The organism is Inquilinus limosus DSM 16000 (assembly GCF_000423185.1).
Taxonomy (GTDB): domain Bacteria; phylum Pseudomonadota; class Alphaproteobacteria; order DSM-16000; family Inquilinaceae; genus Inquilinus; species Inquilinus limosus.
This window is the reverse complement of the sequence record NZ_AUHM01000041.1, coordinates 41,653-58,707: the sequence shown is the minus strand read 5'-3', so window position 1 is coordinate 58,707 and position 17,055 is coordinate 41,653. Positions and strand designations below refer to the sequence as shown.

Below are 17,055 nucleotides of genomic sequence, written 5' to 3'. Positions count from 1 at the left end.
CCAGTGCGATCGCAAAGCCCTCGCCGCCATCACCGGCACCGCCCCCTATCCCCGAGAGAGCGGCGCTTGGCTCGGCAAACGCCACATCCGCGGCGGCCGCCGCGAACCCCGCAACCTGCTCTACCTCGCCGCTCTCTCCGCCACCCGCTCCTCCTCTGACCTCGCCGCCTGCTACAGCCGTCTCCGGGCCAGAGGCAAAGCCCCCAAGCTCGCTCTCCTGGCCATCGCCAGAAAGCTCCTCACCCGCCTCAACGCCATGCTCAGAGATCACAAGCCCTGGATCGCCCTCCAAAACTGACCCCTCCAAACACGGTTGCTCACCCGGTCTCGCTGCGCGAGCCCGACCTCTCCCGCAAGCGGGAGAGGCAACGCAAAGGAGCCGGCCCGCCCCTTAAGCGACCGCCGCCCGCAGCGCCTGCTCCAAGTCGGCGATCAGCTCGGCCGGGTCCTCGATGCCGACCGACAGGCGCAGCAGATCGTCCGGCACCGGGCTGGTCGGGCCCTCGACGCTGGCGCGGTGCTCGATCAGGCTCTCGACCCCGCCCAGCGAGGTGGCGCGCTTCCACAGCTCGACCTTCGCCGCCGCGGCGATCGCGGCCGCGGCGCCGGCCTTGACCCGGACCGACAGCATGCCGCCGAAACCGCCCTGCATCTGCCGGGCCGCGACTGCGTGGCCCGGCGCGTCGTCCAGGCCGGGATAGAGCACGGCCGAGACCAGGTCGTGGCCGCGGAAATGCTCGGCGATGGCCAGCGCCGTGGCCGAGGCCTGGCGTACCCGGGGCACCAGCGTGCGCATGCCGCGCAGCAGCAGCCAGGCCTCGAATGGCCCCAGCACGGCCCCGTTCTGGGCGCGGATGCGCTTGATCCGCTGCCAGGTCTCGTCGTCGCGGGCGGTGGCCAGCGCCCCGGCGATGACGTCGGAATGGCCGTTCAGATACTTGGTCGCCGAATGCATCACCAGGTCGGCGCCCAACGCCAACGGCCGGGTCAGCACCGGCGTCGCCACGGTGGAATCCACCGCCACCCGGGCGCCGGCTTCATGCGCCGCCTCGGCCACCGCTTCGATGTCGGTGACGGTCCAGAGCGGGTTGGCCGGCGTCTCCAGCCACACCAGCTTGGTCTCGCCCGGGCGCAGCGCGGCGCGGACGGCGCCGAGGTCATGCGTGTCGACCAGCTCGACCTTCAGCCCCCAGCGGGTGGCCTCGGTCACCAGCCAGTTGCGCAGCGACCAGTACATCACCTTCGGCGCCAGCACATGGTCGCCCGGCGCCAGAGCCAGGAACACCGCGGTCGCCGCGGCCATGCCGGAGGCGAAGACGGCCGCGCCTTCCGCGCCCTCCAGCGCCGCCAGCACCGCCTCGGCCTGGTCGAAGCCGGGGTTGTCGGCACGGGCATAGACGCGGCCGGAGCGGTACTGGTTGTCCGGGTCGCGGATATAGGTGGAGGAGGGGTGGATCGCCGGGGTAACCGCCTTGGTCACCGGGTCGACCCAGCCCAGCGCCTGCGCCGCGATGCTTGCGGCCGAAAGCTTGCTCTTGTTCATCGCGCCGCCTCCGCAGGAGATCATGAATCTTGGGGTCTGTAACATCGTCGTGGCGAGGAGCGCAGCGACGTGGCCATCCAGGGGCCGGTGCGAGCCGTCCTGGATGGCCACGCCCCTTCGGGGCTCGCCATGACGGTTTAGCGACTTGAATCGCGGGTACTATTCCGCGAAGACGCGGGCGAAGATGTCGTCGACGTGCTTGGTGTAGAAGTCGTAGGTGAAGGCGTGGGCCAGGTCCTCGCGCGGGATCGCCTTGGCCACGTCCGGATCGGCGGCGAGGCGGTCGAGGAAGCTCCCGCCCTCGTGCCAGACCTTCATGGCGTTGCGCTGGACTAGGACATAGGCGTCCTCGCGGCTGACCCCGGCCTGGGTCAGGGCCAGCAGCACGCGCTGCGAGAAGACCAGGCCACCTAGCGATTCCAGATTGGCCTTCATCCGCTCCGGATAGACCAGCAGCTTGTCGACCACGCCGGTCAGGCGCGCCAGGGCGAAGTCGAGGGTGACGGTGGCGTCGGGGGCCTGCATCCGCTCGACCGAGGAATGGCTGATGTCGCGCTCGTGCCACAGCGCCACGTTCTCCATCGCCGGCACCACCGCGGCGCGCACCAGCCGGGCCAGGCCGGTCAGGTTCTCGGTCAGCACCGGGTTGCGCTTGTGTGGCATCGCCGAGGAGCCCTTCTGGCCTTGATGGAAGAACTCCTCCGCCTCGCGCACCTCGGTGCGCTGCAGGTGCCGGATCTCGATGGCGAGGTTCTCGATCGAGGAGGCGACGACGCCGAACACGACGAAGGCCATGGCGTGGCGGTCGCGCGGGATCACCTGGGTCGACACCGGCTCGATCTGCAGGCCCAGCTTGTCGGCGACATAGCGCTCGACGAAGGGATCGACCGAGGCGAAGGTGCCGACCGGGCCGGAGATGGCGCAGGTGGCGATCTCGCGCCGGGCCTGCACCAGCCGGTCGCGGTTGCGGCGGAAGGCGGCCCAGTGGCCGGCCAGCTTCAGGCCGAAGGTGGTCGGCTCGGCATGGATGCCGTGGCTGCGGCCGACGGTCAGGGTGTGCCTGTGCTCCTCGGCGCGCCGCTTCAGCGCCGCCAGCAGCAGGTCGACATCGGCGATCAGCAGGTCGATCGCCTGGGTCAGCTGGATCGCCAGCGTGGTGTCCAGCACGTCGGACGAGGTCATGCCCTGGTGCACGAAGCGCGCCTCGGGCCCGACATACTCGGCCAGGTTGGTCAGGAAGGCGATGACGTCGTGCCGGGTCTCGCGCTCGATCTCGTCGATGCGCTCGACATTGAAGTTGCCGCGCTCGCGCACCGCCTTCACCGCCGAGTCAGGCACGATGCCGAGCTGGGCCATCGCCTCCAGCGCCGCCAGCTCGATATCCAGCCAGATCCGGTACTTGTTCTCCGGCTCCCAGATCCGGGTCATCTCGGGGCGGCTGTAGCGGGGGATCATCGGCGTGGTCCAGATGCAGGCGGGAAGGGCTGGGGCGGGTATAGCAGCAAGGGCCGGCGCGGCGGAAGCGCGCGGCCGTGCCGCGGGCGCATGCCGCCGCTGCGCCGATCGGAATTGGACTGCCGACGCCTGCCGGATTGGCTCTGGCGATCAGTCCGATTCATGGCCATCTGTCCGGCATCCGCCCTGCTGTCCAGGCCAATGCCATGTATGTCCCGCCCGCCTTCCGGGAAGACCGGATCGAGATCCTGCACGCCGCCATGCGCGAGGCCGGCCTGGCCACGCTGGTCAGCCTCGGCGCCGACGGCCTCGTCGCCAGCCACGTGCCGATGCTGCTGGATGAGAAGGCCGGGCCGAACGGCACGCTGTACGGCCATCTCGCCAAGGCCAACCCTCACGCCGCCGGCGGCGCGCCGGGGGTGGAGGCGCTGGCGATCTTCCATGGCCCCGAGGCCTACATCACCCCGTCCTGGTACGAGACCAAGCGGCAGACCGGCAAGGTGGTGCCGACCTGGAACTACGTCGCGATCCACGCAAGCGGGCCGCTGGAGATGTTCGACGACGCCGACCGGCTGCTCGACCTCGTCACCCGCCTGACCCGGCGGCACGAGGGCGGCCGGGCCGTGCCCTGGGCCGTATCCGACGCGCCGGAGGAGTTCATCCGCGCCCAGCTCAAGGGCATCGTCGGCTTCGCCCTGCCGATCGCCCGGCTGGAGGGCAAGTGGAAGATGAGCCAGAACCGCCCCGCGGCCGACCGCCGGGGCGTGGCCGAGGGGCTGCGCGGCGAGGGCAAGGACGACGTCGCCGCCCTGGTTCCCGTCGACGAGGGCTGAGGCCGTTCAGCCCAGCGCGAAGGCCTCGTGCACGGCCGACTGCAGCGAGCCGCCGAGCACGGCACCGCCGCCCGCCACATAGATGCGGTCGCCCAGCACGGTCGCGCCGACGGCGTGGCGCGGGGTCAGCATCGGCGCGTGCTGCTGCCAGGAATCCGTCTTCGGATCGTAGCTCTCCATCTGCCCGAACACCTTGGCCTGCCGCGGCACGCCCTGCTGCAGGACGCCCGCCTCGCCCCCCATCGCGAACAGGCGGTCGCGATAGACCACGAGCCCGTGCCCGGACCGCGCCGTCGGTAGCGGGGCGCGTACCTCCCAGGTGTCGCGGTCGGGCAGGTACACGTGATGCAGGTCGGTGTTGTACTCGAAGGTGTTGAAGCGCCCGCCGATGACGTGGATCACCCCGTCATAGGCGACGCAGCCGACATGGTCGCGCGCGCCGGGCAGGGCCTTGCGCATCTCCCACCGGTCCGCCTGCGGGTCGTAGACCTCGTGCCAGCCGACGCTCGCCCGCTCCTGGACCGGCGCGCCGCCGCCGCCGATCAGGTGGACCTTGCCGTCCAGCACCACGGCCGCGGCGGCGCCGCGGGGACGCGGCAGGGGCGCGATGGTGGTCCACCGATCCGCCGCGACGTCATAGGCATAGGCCTTGGTGTCGGGGTCGCGGTTCTGCTGGATGAAGCCGCCCAGCGCGTAGACCCGCCCGGCATCGGCGGCCACGGCCACATGGTTGGCGCCGCGCGGCAGCGGTGCCGCGTCGAACCAACGGTCCGCCTCGGGATCGTAGACATGGTGATAGGCGCGGTCGACCCGGCCCTCGCCGTAGCCGCCGACGATGTGCATCCGGCCCGCCCAGGCCGTCGCCCAGGCCATCTCGCTGCGCGGGATCGGCAGCGGCGCCCGCGCGATCCAGCGGCCCTGCGGCCCTTTCGGCGCCGGGCTGTCGAACACGCGCTGGGCTTCCTGCTCGGGCTCGAGGTGGTGCACGAAGCTTCCATCCTTCAGCCGCGAATAGGGCGCAGGCGGAGGCGGGGCTTCCTTCAGCGGCGGCGGGTGATCCGTGTGCTGGGCGAGGGCTTCGGCTCCGAATGCGGCCGTCGCAAGCCCCGTCGCGAGAAAGGTCCGGCGATCCATCAGAGGCCTCTCCGATCGGTCGTGGAGGCTTGATGATAGGACGGGATGGCTGGCCGGGCCAGGAGGGCGGAGACCGGCCGCCCGAATGCCTCAGGCCCCCTTCGCCGCGACCAGCACCCGGTCGATGAAGGCCTCGGCCGCGCCCAGGTGGCGGGCGGGGTCGCGCAGGGCGGGCCAGTCGACCGGCGCCTGGGAGGTTTCGGCCAGCAGGTCGAACAGGTGGCGCCCGGTGGCGGTGGCCTTCGCCGCCGCCTCCTTCACCAGGCGCTGGGCCTCCGGGCGCGGCATGTGGGCGGCGAGGGCGAAGCTCGCCGCCTCGGCCAGCAGCAGGCCGTGCGAGGCCTCGAACTGCTGCGCCATCCGGGCCGCGTCGATCTGCAGGCTGCCGGCCACGGCCAGGGCATGGTTCAGCGCCGCGCCGGCGGCGACGGCCATCTGCGGCAGGGCCAGCCATTCGACCGGCCAGGCGGCGCCATCGCGCTCATGCTCGTGCAGCATCGCCTGCTGCAGCTGCCCGACGAGGCCGGCATTGAAGCGGGCGAGGGCGACCAGCGTCTCCGGCCCCACCGGGTTCGATTTCTGCGGCATGGTCGAGGACCCGCCGCCGGCGCCCGGCCGCACCTCCGCCACCTCGGTCTGGGCCAGGAGGATCAGGTCGCGGCCCATCTTGCCCAGCGTGCCGGTGACCAGCGCCAGCCAGCTGGCGAATTCGGCGATGCCGTCGCGCTGGCTGTGCCAGGGCATCGGCGGCACGGCGAGATCCAGGACCTCCGCCAGCGCCGCCTCGACCTTCCCGCCGTCTTCACCCAGCGCGCCCAGCGTACCGTTCGCTCCGCCGAAGGAGAGGAGCAGCAGGCGCGGCCTCAGCTCGCTGAGCCGGTCGTGGTCTCGCAGCAGCGGCGCCAGCCAGCCGGCGGCCTTGAGGCCGAAGGAGACCGGCGTCGCCTGCTGCGACCGGGTGCGGCCGGGCATCACCGTGGCTCGGTGGGCGTCGGCCAGCGCGGCGAGAGCCTGGATCAGGGCCGCCAGCCGGCCCTCGAGGATCGCGATCACCTTGCGCAGCCGCAGCACCAGCCCGGTGTCGAGGATGTCCTGGCTGGTGGCGCCCCAATGCACCGCCTGGGCCGCCCCGTCCCCCGCCGACGCGGCCACCGCCTGGCGCAGCGCCGCCACCAGGGCCGGAACCGGCACGCCGTCCTCCGCCGTTTTCGCGGCCAGCGCCGCCGGGTCGGGGTCGAGCGCGCCGGCCGCCGCGGCGATGGCGCTGGCGGCCGCGGCGGGGATCACGCCGCAGCGCGCCTCGGCCTCGGCCAGCGCCGCCTCGACCCGCAGCATCGCCCGCAGCGCCGCCCGGTCGGTGAACAGGGCAGCGGTCTCCGCGTCGGAGAGCAGCGGGGCATAGAGGGCGGAATCGAGGGGCGAGACGGTCATGACGGGAGGTTAGACCGCCTCCAGCGCCAGCGCGATCCCCTGGCCGACGCCGATGCACATGGTGACCAGCGCCCGCTTGCCGCCGGTCAGGTTCAGCTGCAGGGCCGCGGTGCCGGCGATGCGGGCGCCGGACATGCCGAGCGGGTGGCCGAGGGCGATGGCGCCGCCATTCGGGTTCACCTGCGGCGCGTCGTCCGGCAGGCCGAGGTCGCGGGTCACCGCCAGGGCCTGGCTGGCGAAGGCCTCGTTCAGCTCGATCACGTCGAAATCCTCGATCGTGAGGTCCAGCCGCGCCATCAGCCGGCGGCTGGCGGGGGAGGGGCCGAAGCCCATGATCCGCGGCGGCACCCCGGCCACGGCGCCGCCGAGGACGCGGGCGATCGGAGTCAGGCCGTGCCGCGCCGCCGCCGTCTCCGACGCCACGATCAGCGCCGCGGCGCCGTCATTGACGCCGGAGGCATTGCCGGCGGTGACGGTGCCGCCCTTGCGGAACGGGGTGGGCAGCGCCGCCAGCTTCTCCAGCGAGGTCTGGCGCGGATGCTCGTCGCGGTCGACCGCCACCGGCTCGGCCTTCCTCTGCGGGATGGTCACCGGCACGATCTCGCGTGCCAGCCGGCCATTCGCCTGGGCTGCCAGCGCCTTCTCCTGGCTGCGCAGGGCGAAGGCGTCCTGGTCGGGGCGGGAGATCCGGAACTCCTCGGCCACGGTCTCGCCGGTCTCCGGCATGGAATCCGTGCCGTACAGCTCCTCCATCCGCGGGTTGACGAAGCGCCAGCCGATGGTGGTGTCGTAGACCGCGGCCGCGCGAGCGAAGGCCGTTTCGGCCTTCGGCATGACAAACGGAGCGCGCGACATGCTCTCCGCCCCGCCGGCCAGCATCAGCTCGGCCTCGCCGGCCTTGATCGCGCGGGCGGCGATGGTCACGGCGTCGAGGCCGGAGCCGCAGAGGCGGTTGATGGTCGAGCCGGGGATCGCGGCCGGCAGCCCGGCCAGCAGCAGCGCCATGCGGGCCAGGTTGCGGTTGTCCTCGCCGGCCTGGTTGGCGCAGCCGAGGATGACGTCGTCGACCGCCTCCCAGTCCACCTTCGGATGGCGCTCGACCAACGCCTTCAGCGGGATCGCGGCCAGATCGTCGGCGCGTACGGCGGAGAGCGCGCCGGCATAGCGGCCGATCGGGGTGCGCAGATAGGCGCAGATATAGGCGTCGCGACTCATGCGGCCTCTCCATGGGCGATGCGGGTGCGCTCCTTCAGGTCGCGCAGCGTCTTCAGCTCGAGGGCCGAGGGCGGCGGCGTCTCCTCGAGATTGTCGGCGAAGCGGACGGTCCAGCCGCAGGTCTCCTGCACCTGCTCGCGGGTCACGCCCGGATGCAGCGAGACCACGGTGAACTCCTTCGTCACCGGGTGGGGCCGCCACACCGCGAGGTCGGTGACCAGAAGGGTCGGGCCCTTGGTGCTGACGCCGTGGCGGGCGCGGTCGTCGCCGCCCGTGCCGTGGCCGAGTGAGGTGAAGAAGTCGATGGTCTCGACCATGCCGCGCTTGTTCTGCTTCATGGTGATGAAGACCTCGCCGCAGGAGGTCGCGATCTCCGGCGCGCCGCCGCCGCCCGGCAGGCGGACGGTGGGCTTGTGGTAGTCGCCGATCACCGTGGTGTTGATATTGCCGAAACGGTCGAGCTGGGCGGCGCCGAGAAACCCGACCGTGATCCGCCCGCCCTGCAGCCAGTAACGGAACATCTCCGGCACCGAGACGGTGGTGACGGCGGTGTCGCACAGCTCGCCGTCGCCGATCGACAGCGGCAGCACGTCGGGCGCGGTGCCGATGGTGCCGCTCTCGTAGATCAGGGTGATGTCCGGGGCGTGGGTCAGCCGCGCCACGTTGCAGGCGGCGGACGGCGCGCCGATGCCGACGAAGCAGACATCCTCGTTGCGCAGCGCCCGGGCGGCCGCGATGGTCATCATCTCGTCGGGGGTGAAAGTCGGTTCGGGCATCTCACACCGCCAAGTCCTTGAACACGCTACAACTGTCATGCCCGGGCTTGACCCGGGCTTCCAGGAAATGCCGATGCCGCTCTGGGTGGCCCCTGGATCGCCGGGTCAAGCCCGGCGATGACAATAAGGGGGAAAGCCCTCCCATCACCCTCAGGCCCTCCCGCTCAGCGGCGCGACCCGGCCGGCGAAGGCGTCGGGGCCGCTCTCGATCACATGGGCCTTCATCCAGGCGAGGAAAGCCTCGCGGTCGGCGGCGATCCTGTCCCAGGCCAGGTAGAAGGCGTTGTCGCGCGGGTAATAGCCATGGGCGTAGGACGGATGGGCGCCGCCCGGGACATGGACGATGGAGGTCACGGTCCAGCGCGGCAGCACGCAGGCATTGGGGTGGATGCCGGCGAAATCCTCGACGATCTCCTCCACCGTCACCACGGACCTTTTCGCCGCCAGCACCGCCTCCTTCTGCACGCCGACGATGCCCTCGATCAGCACGTCGCCGCGGCGGTTCGCCTTCTGGGCGTGGATGAAGGTCACGTCCGGGCGGATCGCCGGCACCGCCGCCAGCGCCTCGCCGGTGAAGGGGCAGGTGACCGACTTGATGTTCGGGTTGACCTTGGCCAGGTCGGCGCCGCGATAGCCGCGGAACACGGCGCAGGGCAGGCCGGCCGCCCCGGCCTCATAGGCGTTGGCCATGGCGGCGTGGGAATGCTCCTCGATCTCGACCGGGTTCGGCCAGCCCTTCTCGACCGCGTCGCGCAACCGACGCAGCAGGCCGACGCCGGGGTTGCCGGCATAGGAGAAGACCAGCTTGCGGGCGCAGCCCATGCCGATCATCTGGTCGTAGACCAGGTCCGGCGTCATCCGGATCAGGGTCAGGCCGCGCCGGCCCTGGCGGATCGCCTCATGCGCCGCGGCATGCGGGATCAGATGAGTGAAGCCCTCGAAGGCCGCGGTGTCGCCGTCGCGCAGGTTCTCGGCGACAGCCTCGGCCAGGGTCTGGAATTTCGCCATCGGTCAGATCTCGAAGAAGACGGTCTCGCCGTCGCCCTGCATGCGGATATCGAAGCGGTAGCGGCCGGGGCCCTCGCTCTGCGCGATCAGGGTGCTTTGGCGTGCTTGGGGAACCGCGTTCAGAACCGGATCCTCGGCATTGGCCGGCTCGTCCGGGAAATAGATGCGGGTGTAGCAATGCACCAGCATGCCGCGCATGAAGACGATGACGCTGAGATGTGGCGCCTGGCCCGGACCCGGCGCGCCGGGCTTGATCGTGTCGAAGACGAAGCGCCGCTCCGGATCCGTGCCGGTGCCGCAGCGGCCGAAGCCGGTGAAGCCGTCATTGGCCGTCCGCTGCGGCCCCGGGAACACGCCCGTGGAATCCGCCTGCCAGATCTCGACCAGCGCGTCCTCGATCGGCTGGCCGGCGCCGTCCAGCACCCGGCCGGTGATGCGGATGCGCTCGCCCGGCAACGCGTCGCCGGCGATGGTGCCGTCGGCGATCTGCGGGAAGTCGTAGCCATATTGCCGCGGCGTCAGGCCATAGGCGAAGAAGGGGCCGACGGTCTGCGACCCGGTCTGGGGAAGCTTCGCCACGCCTCAGCCCTCCATCGGCGTCGCCAGGCGCCCGCGCAGGACGATGTCGAATTCGTAGCCGAGGGCGACTTCCGGCTCGGTGATGTCGAGGCTGAAGCGCGCGATCAGCCGTTCGCGCGCCGCCGGGTCGGGGACGCTGTTGAACATCGGGTCCAGCCCGTGCAGCGGATCGCCGGGGAAGTACATCTGCGTCACCAGCCTTGTGGCGAAGGCCGGGCCGAACAGCGAGAAATGGATGTGCTGCGGCCGCCAGGCGTTCGGGTGGTTGCGCCAGGGATAGGCGCCCGGCTTGATGGTCAGGAAACGGTAGCGGCCCTCGGCATCGGTGACGCAGCGTCCTGCTCCCAGGAAGTTCGGGTCCAGCGGCGCGTCGTGCTGGTCGGCCTTGTGGATGTAGCGGCCGGCGGCGTTGGCCTGCCACAGCTCGACCAGCGTGCCGGCGACCGGCCGCGCATCCTCGTCCAGCACCCGGCCGGTGACGATGATGCGCTCGCCCAGCGGCTCGCCATTGACCCGGCCGTTGCGGGTCAGGTCGGCCTCCTCCCGCGGGGCGGCGGTGAAGGCCGGACCCTGGTGCTCGGACAGCGCGCCGGTGAGGGGCACCAGCGGCTGTGACGGCGCCCGCAGCACGGTCGAACGATAGCCTTCGTAGAGATGGGGCGGATGGATCCGCCAGTCGCGCGGCTGGAAGCTCACTTCTGTTCCTCCCGGTCGCCGTCCCGTTCGGCGAACACCGTCTTGGCGATGGCGAAGGCGGCGTTGGCCGCCGGCACCCCGGCATAGACCGCGACATGCAGCAGCGCTTCGCGGATGTCCTCCGCCGTGGCGCCGGTGTTGGCGGTGGCGCGGATATGCATCGCCAGTTCCTCATGATGACCCAGAGCGGCGAGAAGGGCGATGGTCAGCATCGACCGCTCGCGATGGGTCAGCTGCGGCCGGCTCCACACCCCGCCCCAGGCGCCGCGGGTGATGAACTCCTGGAACGGCGCGTCGAATTCGGTGGTCCGGGCCTGGGCGCGGTCGACATGGACGTCGCCCAGCACCTTCCGGCGCACCGCCATGCCTTGGTCGTACTGCGCATCAGTCACGGCGGCTCTCCTCGATGAAGCCGCGGATCAGCCCGGCCAGGATCTCCGGCGCCTCGATGCAGGGGATGTGGCCTGCGCCGGCGATGTCTTCATAGCGCGCGCCCGGGATCAGGGCGGCGAGCGACCGCACCAGCGCCGGCGGCGTGGCCGGATCCTCAGTGCCGCACAGGCACAGCGTCGGCACCGCCACGGCTTGCGCCGCCGCGGTCAGGTCGCCGTCGCGCAGCGCGGCGCAGGCGGCGATGTAGCCGTCGGCCGGGGTGCGGCTTAGCATGGTCCGTGCGACCGCGACCAGATCCGGCTGCCGCGCCCGGAATTCGGCGGAGAACCAGCGCTCCATCGTCGCCTCGGCGATGCCGGCGACGCCGCCGGCCCGCACCGCCTCGATCCGTGCCTGCCAGGCCTCGGCCGTGCCGATGCGGTGGGCGGTGTCGCACAGCACCAGCCGCTCGACCAGGTCCGGCCGCAGCCGAGTGAGGCCGAGCGCGATCATGCCGCCGATCGACAGCCCGACCACGGTGGCCCGGCCGATGCCCCGCGCGTCCAGCAGGGCGGCGAGATCGGCGGCGTGGATGTCGATGCTGTCGCCGCCCTCGCTGCCGGACAGGCCGTGGCCGCGCTTGTCGTAGCGCAGGATCCGGTGTTCGGGGAAATGCGGCACCACCGCATCCCAGATGCGGAAATCGGTGCCGACGGAGTTGATGAGGACCAGGGCGGGCGCGTTCCGCGGGCCCCTGTCCTCGACATGCAGCACGATGCCGTTCGCCTTGACCGCGTCCATCCCTTGCCCTGGCTCGCCTTTTCCGGGTTCGTCCCGCTTCCGCGATGCACTGTGCGTGGTCGGGAAGGTTATGTAAAATGACGAATTGGCCAGAAAACATAACCGGTAGATTATCGTGGAACGCGACAGCGCGGCGGCGATCGAGCGGCGGATCAAGCTCCGCCACCTGCAATGCTTCCTCGAGGCGGTGCGGCTGCGCAGCGTGGTGGCCGCGGCCGACGCGCTGGCGATCAGCCAGCCGGCCGTGTCGAAGACCCTACGGGAGCTGGAGGAGGCGCTGGGCGCGCCCCTGTTCGACCGCAGCCGCAAGGGCGTGGTGCTGACCCCCTTCGGCCGCACCTTCCTGCATCACGCAGGCACCAGCGTCACGGCGCTGCGCCAGGGCATCGAAAGCGTGGTGCGGGCGCGCGCGGTAGGGGAGGAGCTGCTGCGTGTCGGCGTGCTGCCGACCGTGGCGGCGCAGATGATGCCGGAAGCGCTGCAGCGCTTCCGGCGGGCCTGTCCCGGCGTGGTGGTGCGGGTGGTCGACGGGCCGAACCAGATGCTGCTCGGGCAGCTGCGCGTGGGCGAGCTCGACCTCGTGCTCGGCCGGCTGGCGGAGCCGGAGCAGATGACCGGCCTGTCCTTCGAGCACCTCTATTCCGAGCGCATCGCCTTCGCGGTTCGGCCCGGCCATCCGCTGCTGTCCCGCCCCGTGGTCGCCGTGCGTGACATCCGCGGCTATCCGGTGATCGCGCCGCCGCCGGGGGCGGTGATCCGGCCGACCGTCGACCGTCTGCTGATCGCCGCCGGGATCGAGGCGCTGCCGGACCGGATCGAGAGCGTGTCGGCCACCTTCGGCCGCTCCTTCGTCCGCCGCACCGACGCGGTCTGGATCATCTCGCGCGGCGCCTTGGTCCAGGACCTGGAGGAAGGCGTGCTGGCCGAGCTGCCGCTCGAATCCAGCGACTCCACCGGGCCGGTCGGCCTGACCATGCGGGCCGAGGTGCCGCCCACCGATGCCGGCCGGATCTTCATGGCCATGGTGCGCGACGCGGCGCGGGAGGCGCATGGCGCCTGATCCGCGCCGCGGAGCCTACTCGGCCGCCTCGGCGCCGTTCAGGTGCAGCGCGAATCCGGCCGCGCCCGGATCGCCCAGGCCGGGGCGAAGCTGCAGGCTCGGAATCAGATAGTCGCCGCCGTTCTGCCGGCGGTAGGGGATGGGCGGCGTGGTCGCGATCGTCCGCATCCGCTCGCGCAGGCGCTCGGCCACGGCCTCGAAGCCGGCCTCGTCGAGGCGGTCCACCCGATAGGTCACGAAGGGCGGCAGCACGTCGTAGCCCGGATAGTAGAGGATGCCGTGGTTGATCGGGAACAGCAGGTCGTCGATCGGCCCGTTCACCCCGCGGCCGGAATAGTGCTCCTCCCAGCCACCGGTGGTCACGATCAGCATGGCGCGCTTGCCGGCGAAGGTCCCTTCGCCGAAGCGGTCGCCCCAATGCCGGTCGCTGTGCTCGCCGACGCCATAGGCGAAGCCGTAGGCATAGACCCGGTCGACCCAGCCCTTGAGGATTGCCGGCATCGTGTACCACCAGAGCGGGAACTGCAGGATCAGGACGTCGGCCCATAGCAGCTTCTCGTGCTCGGCCCTGACGTCGGCGGTCAGCGCGCCGGCAGCAAAGGCCTCTCCGGAGGCCGCGGCCACCTTCAGCCGCGCGTCCGGCGCCAGCGGGGGGAATCGGAGCGGTCGACCTCGGATTTCCAGCCCTGGGCATAGAGATCCGAGACCCGCACCTCATGACCCTGGGCCTCGAGCTCGCGGACGGCGACGTCACGGAGCGCGGCATTGAGCGAGCGCGGTTCGGGATGGGCGAAGACGAGCAGAACCTTCATGGTCGGCAGATCCATTGTCGGGAAAACCGCCCTTCAGGTAGCCACTGCCAATACCATCGCTACATGTCGGTAATGGATATGATTGTGCCGAAAGATGGATAAGCCGGACGTCACGCTGGAGCGCATGCGCAGCTTCGTCCGCGTCGCCGAGCGCGGCAGCCTGTCGGCGGTGGCGCGCGAGCTCGGGATCGGCCAGTCGACGGTGACACGGCATCTGCGGGAGTTGGAGGAGGCCGTCGGCGTGCCGCTGCTCAGCCGGACCACCCGGCGGGTCACGATGACCGACGAGGGCAGCCGCTACTACGCCGATTGCGTCCAGATCCTGCGCCTCGTGGAGCAAGCCGGCGACGAGGCGCGAGGGGCGCGCGGCGCGCCGGCCGGCACCATCCGGATCTCCTGCACGGCGGCCTTCGGGGTGCTGCATGTCAGCCGGCTGATCTTCTCCTTCCAGGACCGCTATCCCGAGATCGGAGTCGACCTCAGCCTGACCGACGAGCGCATCGACTTGGTGCGAGAGGGCGTCGACATCGCATTGCGCCTGGGGCCGCTCACCGACAGCTCGATGAAGCTGCGGGCGCTCGGCCGGTCCCGGCGGCTGCTGGTGGCGGCGCCCTCCTATCTGGCGGCGCGCGGCCGTCCGGCCGCTCCGCAGGAACTGTCCGGCCATGAGGGCGTCCGCATGTCGAACGTCGCCGGAAGCGACACGCTGGTCCTGATGGGGCCGGACGGCGAGCGCCATGTGGTCCCCTTCGGAGGGCGGCTCCGGGTCGATCACGGGCTCGCCGCGCGCGAGGCCCTCGTCGCCGGCAGGGGCATCGCACCCACGCATCGCTGGCTGGTCGACGACCTCCTGTCGGATGGCCGGCTCGAGGCGATCCTGCCGGAGTATGAGCCGCCCTCCGTGCCCCTGAGCCTGCTGATCGTGCCGGAACGCGCCGGCATCGCCCGGGTGCGCCTGCTGGTCGACTTCCTCGCCGAGCGGATCGGCGCAATCCCGGGGATCGAGCCGCCACGTCCGTGATAGTCTCGGCTGGAGCGGACAGGGTGTCGAACCCACATGACGAGAGGACGCCGCGCGCCTCTCCAAGAGACAGGGAGACCGCCCATGGCCATGAGGCCCGATCCGACATTCCACGCCTCGCCGAAGCTGGCGATGGAAGCCCCGCCCGAGAGCTTCGCCTACACCGTGCTGCTCAGCCCGGACGCCTCGCAGCCCGACGCGCTGGCGGTGATCGACGTCAAGCCCGGCTCGCCCAGCTACAGCCGGGTGGTTCACACCGTGGCGATGCCGAACACGGGCGACGAGTTCCATCATTTCGGCTGGAACGCCTGCTCCTCGGCCCTGTCGCCGCTGACCGGCCACGCCTTTCTCGAGCGGCGTTACCTGATCATCCCCGGGATGCGATCCTCCCGCCTCTATGTCGTGGACACGAAGCCCGACCCGGCCCAGGCGAAGATCCACAAGATCATCGAGCCGGAGGAGGTGTTCCGGAAAACCGGCTATTCCCGGCCCCACACCGTCCATTGCGGCCCGGACGGCATCTATGTCAGCACGTTGGGCGGCGGTGGCCCGGACGGCACCGACGGCCCGCCCGGCATCTTCATCATGGATTGCGAGACCTTCGAGGTGCTGGGCCGCTGGGAGATCGACCGCGGGCCGCAGGAGCTGCACTACGACTTCTGGTGGAACCTGCCGCGCGACTACATGGTGACCAGCGAATGGGCGCTGCCGCCGCAGTTCGAGAACGGCATCGTTCCGGAGGACCTGCTGGCGAACAAATACGGCCACCGGGTCCATTTCTGGGACCTGCGGGCCCGGCGCAACGTCCAGACCATCGATCTCGGCGCCAACCACCAGATGGCGCTGGAAGTGCGGCCGGCGCACGACCCGGTGCGCGAATACGGCTTCCTCGGCGTCGTGGTCGACACCACCAATCTGGAGGGCTCGATCTGGACCTGGTGGCGCGAGGATGGCCGTTTCCACATCGAGAAGACGGCGACGATCCCGCCCGAGCCGGCGGAGGGCGACAGCCTGCCCCCGCTGCTGCAGGGCTTCGCCGCGGTGCCGCCGCTGGTGACCGACATCGACCTGTCGCTGGATGACCGGTTCCTCTACGTCTCCTGCTGGGGCACCGGCGAGATGCGGCAATACGACGTCAGCGACCCGCGCAAGCCGAAGCTCTCCGGCTCGGTCCGGATCGGCGGCATCGCCCGGCGCACGCGCCACCCGAACGGCAAGGCCTTCGCCGGCGGGCCGCAGATGGTCGAGATCAGCCGCGACGGCAAGCGGGTGTATTGGACCAATTCGCTCTATTCGACCTGGGACGACCAGTTCTACCCCGACGGCGTGCCGGGCGCCCAGGTCATGACCCGTGTCGGCCCCGATGGCGGGCTGGAGCTGGCAAAGGATTACTGGGTCGAGTTCCCGGACGGCTATCGCGCGCATCAGACCCGGCTCGAAGGCGGCGACTGCTCGACCGATTCCTTCTGCTATCCCTCGGCCTGAGGATGCAGGAGGCGGGCTGGACTGCGGCCGGCCTGTGGCTGGCGGTGGTGGCGAGCGGTCTCTATCACGGCGCCAACCCCGGCATGGGCTGGCCGCTCGCGGTCTCGGCCGGGCTGATCGAACGCAGCCCGCGCGCCCTGCTGGCGGCGCTCGGGCCGTTGACGGTCGGCCATCTGCTGGCGATGGCGGCGATGATCCTGCCCTTCGCCCTGCTGGTCGCGCTGGTCGAATGGCAGCGGCCGATCCGGGTCGGCGCCGGCCTGCTGGTCATCGGCTTCGGAATCGTCCGCTTCGTCAACCGGCGACACCCGCGGGCGCTGGCGCGGATCCGGCCGGCCCAGCTCGGCCTCTGGTCCTTCGCGGTGGCGACCGCGCATGGCGCCGGGCTGATGCTGGTGCCGATCTATCTGGGGCTGTGCCGGACCGGGGAGCTCGACCGCGGCCATGCGGCGGCGGGGGCGCTGATCGGCGGCGACCTCGGCCTGGGCGTCCTGGTCGCCGCCGTCCATTCGGTCGCCATGGTCGTGGCCGGCGGCGCCTTCGCCTGGCTGGTCTACCGGTATCTGGGGCTGAAGGCCGTGTCGCGCAGCTGGTTCAACCTCGACGCGGTCTGGGCCGGCAGCCTGGTCCTGGTCGGCGGCCTGTCGCTGGCATTCGCCCTGGACAGCGGGATCTGACCCGCAGCTCAGACCAAATGTGAAGACTTGCCCTGTGGGCGCGCAGCAGCCTTGCACGACAAGGTCTTGCCCGGATTGCGGTCCTGGCCGAAGCTCACCTCGTTTCCATCATCCCCGCGGGGGCGGGCAGCGCTCGACCGGCACCATCGCCCAGGCA

19 protein-coding genes are annotated in these 17,055 nt (G+C 71.0%); 6 read left to right on the top strand and 13 right to left on the bottom strand.

All coding sequences use genetic code 11. From position 1 onward, the window contains the following. Positions 1 to 298, top strand: a 298-nt coding sequence (locus G537_RS0127405) for a transposase (protein ID WP_026872815.1), incomplete at its 5' end; no start/stop codon positions are given. Between the two features lie 93 nt (positions 299 to 391). Here G537_RS0127405 and G537_RS0127400 read toward each other — a convergent pair. Further along, a complete protein-coding gene (locus tag G537_RS0127400) occupies positions 392 to 1,543 on the bottom strand; it encodes a trans-sulfuration enzyme family protein (RefSeq protein WP_026872814.1) in 1,152 nt (383 codons plus the stop codon). 159 nt (positions 1,544 to 1,702) lie between these two features. Then, positions 1,703 to 2,998 carry an adenylosuccinate lyase gene (gene purB / locus G537_RS0127395; protein WP_026872813.1) on the bottom strand — a complete coding sequence of 432 codons (1,296 nt, stop codon included), beginning with the start codon at positions 2,996 to 2,998 and terminating at the stop codon, positions 1,703 to 1,705. 206 nt (positions 2,999 to 3,204) lie between these two features. Here purB and G537_RS0127390 point away from each other — a divergent pair, with 206 nt between their 5' ends. Then, the gene (locus G537_RS0127390) at positions 3,205 to 3,831 is read left to right on the top strand and encodes an FMN-binding negative transcriptional regulator (protein WP_026872812.1); all 627 of its coding nucleotides are present in this window, start codon (positions 3,205 to 3,207) and stop codon (positions 3,829 to 3,831) included. Positions 3,832 to 3,837: 6 nt separating this feature from the next. Here G537_RS0127390 and G537_RS0127385 read toward each other — a convergent pair whose 3' ends face one another. The 9 genes from G537_RS0127385 to pcaD form a co-directional block, all read right to left on the bottom strand. Continuing rightward, positions 3,838 to 4,818 carry a Kelch repeat-containing protein gene (locus G537_RS0127385; protein WP_245579147.1) on the bottom strand — a complete coding sequence of 327 codons (981 nt, stop codon included), beginning with the start codon at positions 4,816 to 4,818 and terminating at the stop codon, positions 3,838 to 3,840. 237 nt (positions 4,819 to 5,055) lie between these two features. Beyond that, positions 5,056 to 6,396 carry a 3-carboxy-cis,cis-muconate cycloisomerase gene (gene pcaB, locus G537_RS0127380; RefSeq protein WP_026872810.1) on the bottom strand — a complete coding sequence of 447 codons (1,341 nt, stop codon included), beginning with the start codon at positions 6,394 to 6,396 and terminating at the stop codon, positions 5,056 to 5,058. Between the two features lie 9 nt (positions 6,397 to 6,405). After that, entirely contained in the window at positions 6,406 to 7,611 is a 1,206-nt protein-coding gene (pcaF, locus tag G537_RS0127375) for a 3-oxoadipyl-CoA thiolase (protein WP_026872809.1), read from the bottom strand. Next, positions 7,608 to 8,387: a CoA-transferase subunit beta gene (locus tag G537_RS0127370; RefSeq protein ID WP_026872808.1), complete on the bottom strand. Its 780-nt coding sequence runs from the start codon at positions 8,385 to 8,387 to the stop codon at positions 7,608 to 7,610. The genes pcaF and G537_RS0127370 overlap by 4 nt, the downstream gene beginning before the upstream one ends. Positions 8,388 to 8,537: 150 nt before the next feature. Further along, complete coding sequence (locus G537_RS0127365) at positions 8,538 to 9,395, bottom strand: CoA transferase subunit A (RefSeq protein WP_026872807.1); 858 nt, start codon at positions 9,393 to 9,395, stop codon at positions 8,538 to 8,540. Positions 9,396 to 9,398: 3 nt separating this feature from the next. Further along, positions 9,399 to 9,974 carry a protocatechuate 3,4-dioxygenase subunit alpha gene (pcaG, locus tag G537_RS0127360; RefSeq protein ID WP_026872806.1) on the bottom strand — a complete coding sequence of 192 codons (576 nt, stop codon included), beginning with the start codon at positions 9,972 to 9,974 and terminating at the stop codon, positions 9,399 to 9,401. Between the two features lie 3 nt (positions 9,975 to 9,977). Then, positions 9,978 to 10,670, bottom strand: a complete 693-nt coding sequence (pcaH, locus tag G537_RS0127355) for a protocatechuate 3,4-dioxygenase subunit beta (protein ID WP_026872805.1) — start codon at positions 10,668 to 10,670, stop codon at positions 9,978 to 9,980. Further along, the gene (gene pcaC, locus G537_RS0127350; protein ID WP_026872804.1) at positions 10,667 to 11,062 is read right to left on the bottom strand and encodes a 4-carboxymuconolactone decarboxylase; all 396 of its coding nucleotides are present in this window, start codon (positions 11,060 to 11,062) and stop codon (positions 10,667 to 10,669) included. Before pcaC ends, pcaH begins: the two co-directional genes overlap by 4 nt. Next, complete coding sequence (gene pcaD / locus G537_RS0127345; RefSeq protein ID WP_026872803.1) at positions 11,055 to 11,843, bottom strand: 3-oxoadipate enol-lactonase; 789 nt, start codon at positions 11,841 to 11,843, stop codon at positions 11,055 to 11,057. The genes pcaC and pcaD overlap by 8 nt, the downstream gene beginning before the upstream one ends. Before the next feature lie 115 nt (positions 11,844 to 11,958). Between pcaD and pcaQ the strand changes: the two genes are divergently transcribed. After that, positions 11,959 to 12,903, top strand: coding sequence for a pca operon transcription factor PcaQ (gene pcaQ / locus G537_RS0127340; protein WP_026872802.1), 945 nt, complete (start codon positions 11,959 to 11,961; stop codon positions 12,901 to 12,903). 15 nt (positions 12,904 to 12,918) lie between these two features. On the opposite strand, the gene G537_RS40225 is transcribed toward pcaQ, so the two are convergent. Continuing rightward, positions 12,919 to 13,527, bottom strand: a complete 609-nt coding sequence (locus G537_RS40225; protein ID WP_425402309.1) for an NAD(P)H-dependent oxidoreductase — start codon at positions 13,525 to 13,527, stop codon at positions 12,919 to 12,921. 2 nt (positions 13,528 to 13,529) lie between these two features. Then, positions 13,530 to 13,715 carry an NAD(P)H-dependent oxidoreductase gene (locus G537_RS45665; protein ID WP_425402308.1) on the bottom strand — a complete coding sequence of 62 codons (186 nt, stop codon included), beginning with the start codon at positions 13,713 to 13,715 and terminating at the stop codon, positions 13,530 to 13,532. A 94-nt stretch (positions 13,716 to 13,809) separates the two neighbouring features. Between G537_RS45665 and G537_RS0127330 the strand changes: the two genes are divergently transcribed. The 3 genes from G537_RS0127330 to G537_RS0127320 all read left to right on the top strand — a co-directional run bounded on the left by G537_RS0127330 (position 13,810) and on the right by G537_RS0127320 (position 16,898). Next, a complete protein-coding gene (locus tag G537_RS0127330; protein WP_026872801.1) occupies positions 13,810 to 14,736 on the top strand; it encodes a LysR family transcriptional regulator in 927 nt (308 codons plus the stop codon). Between the two features lie 84 nt (positions 14,737 to 14,820). After that, positions 14,821 to 16,221: a selenium-binding protein SBP56-related protein gene (locus G537_RS0127325; protein WP_026872800.1), complete on the top strand. Its 1,401-nt coding sequence runs from the start codon at positions 14,821 to 14,823 to the stop codon at positions 16,219 to 16,221. A gap of 2 nt (positions 16,222 to 16,223) precedes the next feature. Continuing rightward, complete coding sequence (locus G537_RS0127320) at positions 16,224 to 16,898, top strand: hypothetical protein (RefSeq protein WP_026872799.1); 675 nt, start codon at positions 16,224 to 16,226, stop codon at positions 16,896 to 16,898. Positions 16,899 to 17,055: the final 157 nt, after the last annotated feature.

Coding starts and splice junctions, on each gene's coding strand:
- G537_RS0127400 (WP_026872814.1), bottom strand. CDS start 1,543: ATGAACAAGAGCAAGCTTTCGGCCGCAAGCATCGCGGCGCAGGCGCTG.
- purB (WP_026872813.1), bottom strand. CDS start 2,998: ATGATCCCCCGCTACAGCCGCCCCGAGATGACCCGGATCTGGGAGCCG.
- G537_RS0127390 (WP_026872812.1), top strand. CDS start 3,205: ATGTATGTCCCGCCCGCCTTCCGGGAAGACCGGATCGAGATCCTGCAC.
- pcaB (WP_026872810.1), bottom strand. CDS start 6,396: ATGACCGTCTCGCCCCTCGATTCCGCCCTCTATGCCCCGCTGCTCTCC.
- pcaF (WP_026872809.1), bottom strand. CDS start 7,611: ATGAGTCGCGACGCCTATATCTGCGCCTATCTGCGCACCCCGATCGGC.
- G537_RS0127370 (WP_026872808.1), bottom strand. CDS start 8,387: ATGCCCGAACCGACTTTCACCCCCGACGAGATGATGACCATCGCGGCC.
- G537_RS0127365 (WP_026872807.1), bottom strand. CDS start 9,395: ATGGCGAAATTCCAGACCCTGGCCGAGGCTGTCGCCGAGAACCTGCGC.
- pcaD (WP_026872803.1), bottom strand. CDS start 11,843: ATGGACGCGGTCAAGGCGAACGGCATCGTGCTGCATGTCGAGGACAGG.
- G537_RS45665 (WP_425402308.1), bottom strand. CDS start 13,715: ATGAAGGTTCTGCTCGTCTTCGCCCATCCCGAACCGCGCTCGCTCAAT.
- G537_RS0127330 (WP_026872801.1), top strand. CDS start 13,810: ATGGATAAGCCGGACGTCACGCTGGAGCGCATGCGCAGCTTCGTCCGC.
- G537_RS0127325 (WP_026872800.1), top strand. CDS start 14,821: ATGGCCATGAGGCCCGATCCGACATTCCACGCCTCGCCGAAGCTGGCG.
- G537_RS0127320 (WP_026872799.1), top strand. CDS start 16,224: ATGCAGGAGGCGGGCTGGACTGCGGCCGGCCTGTGGCTGGCGGTGGTG.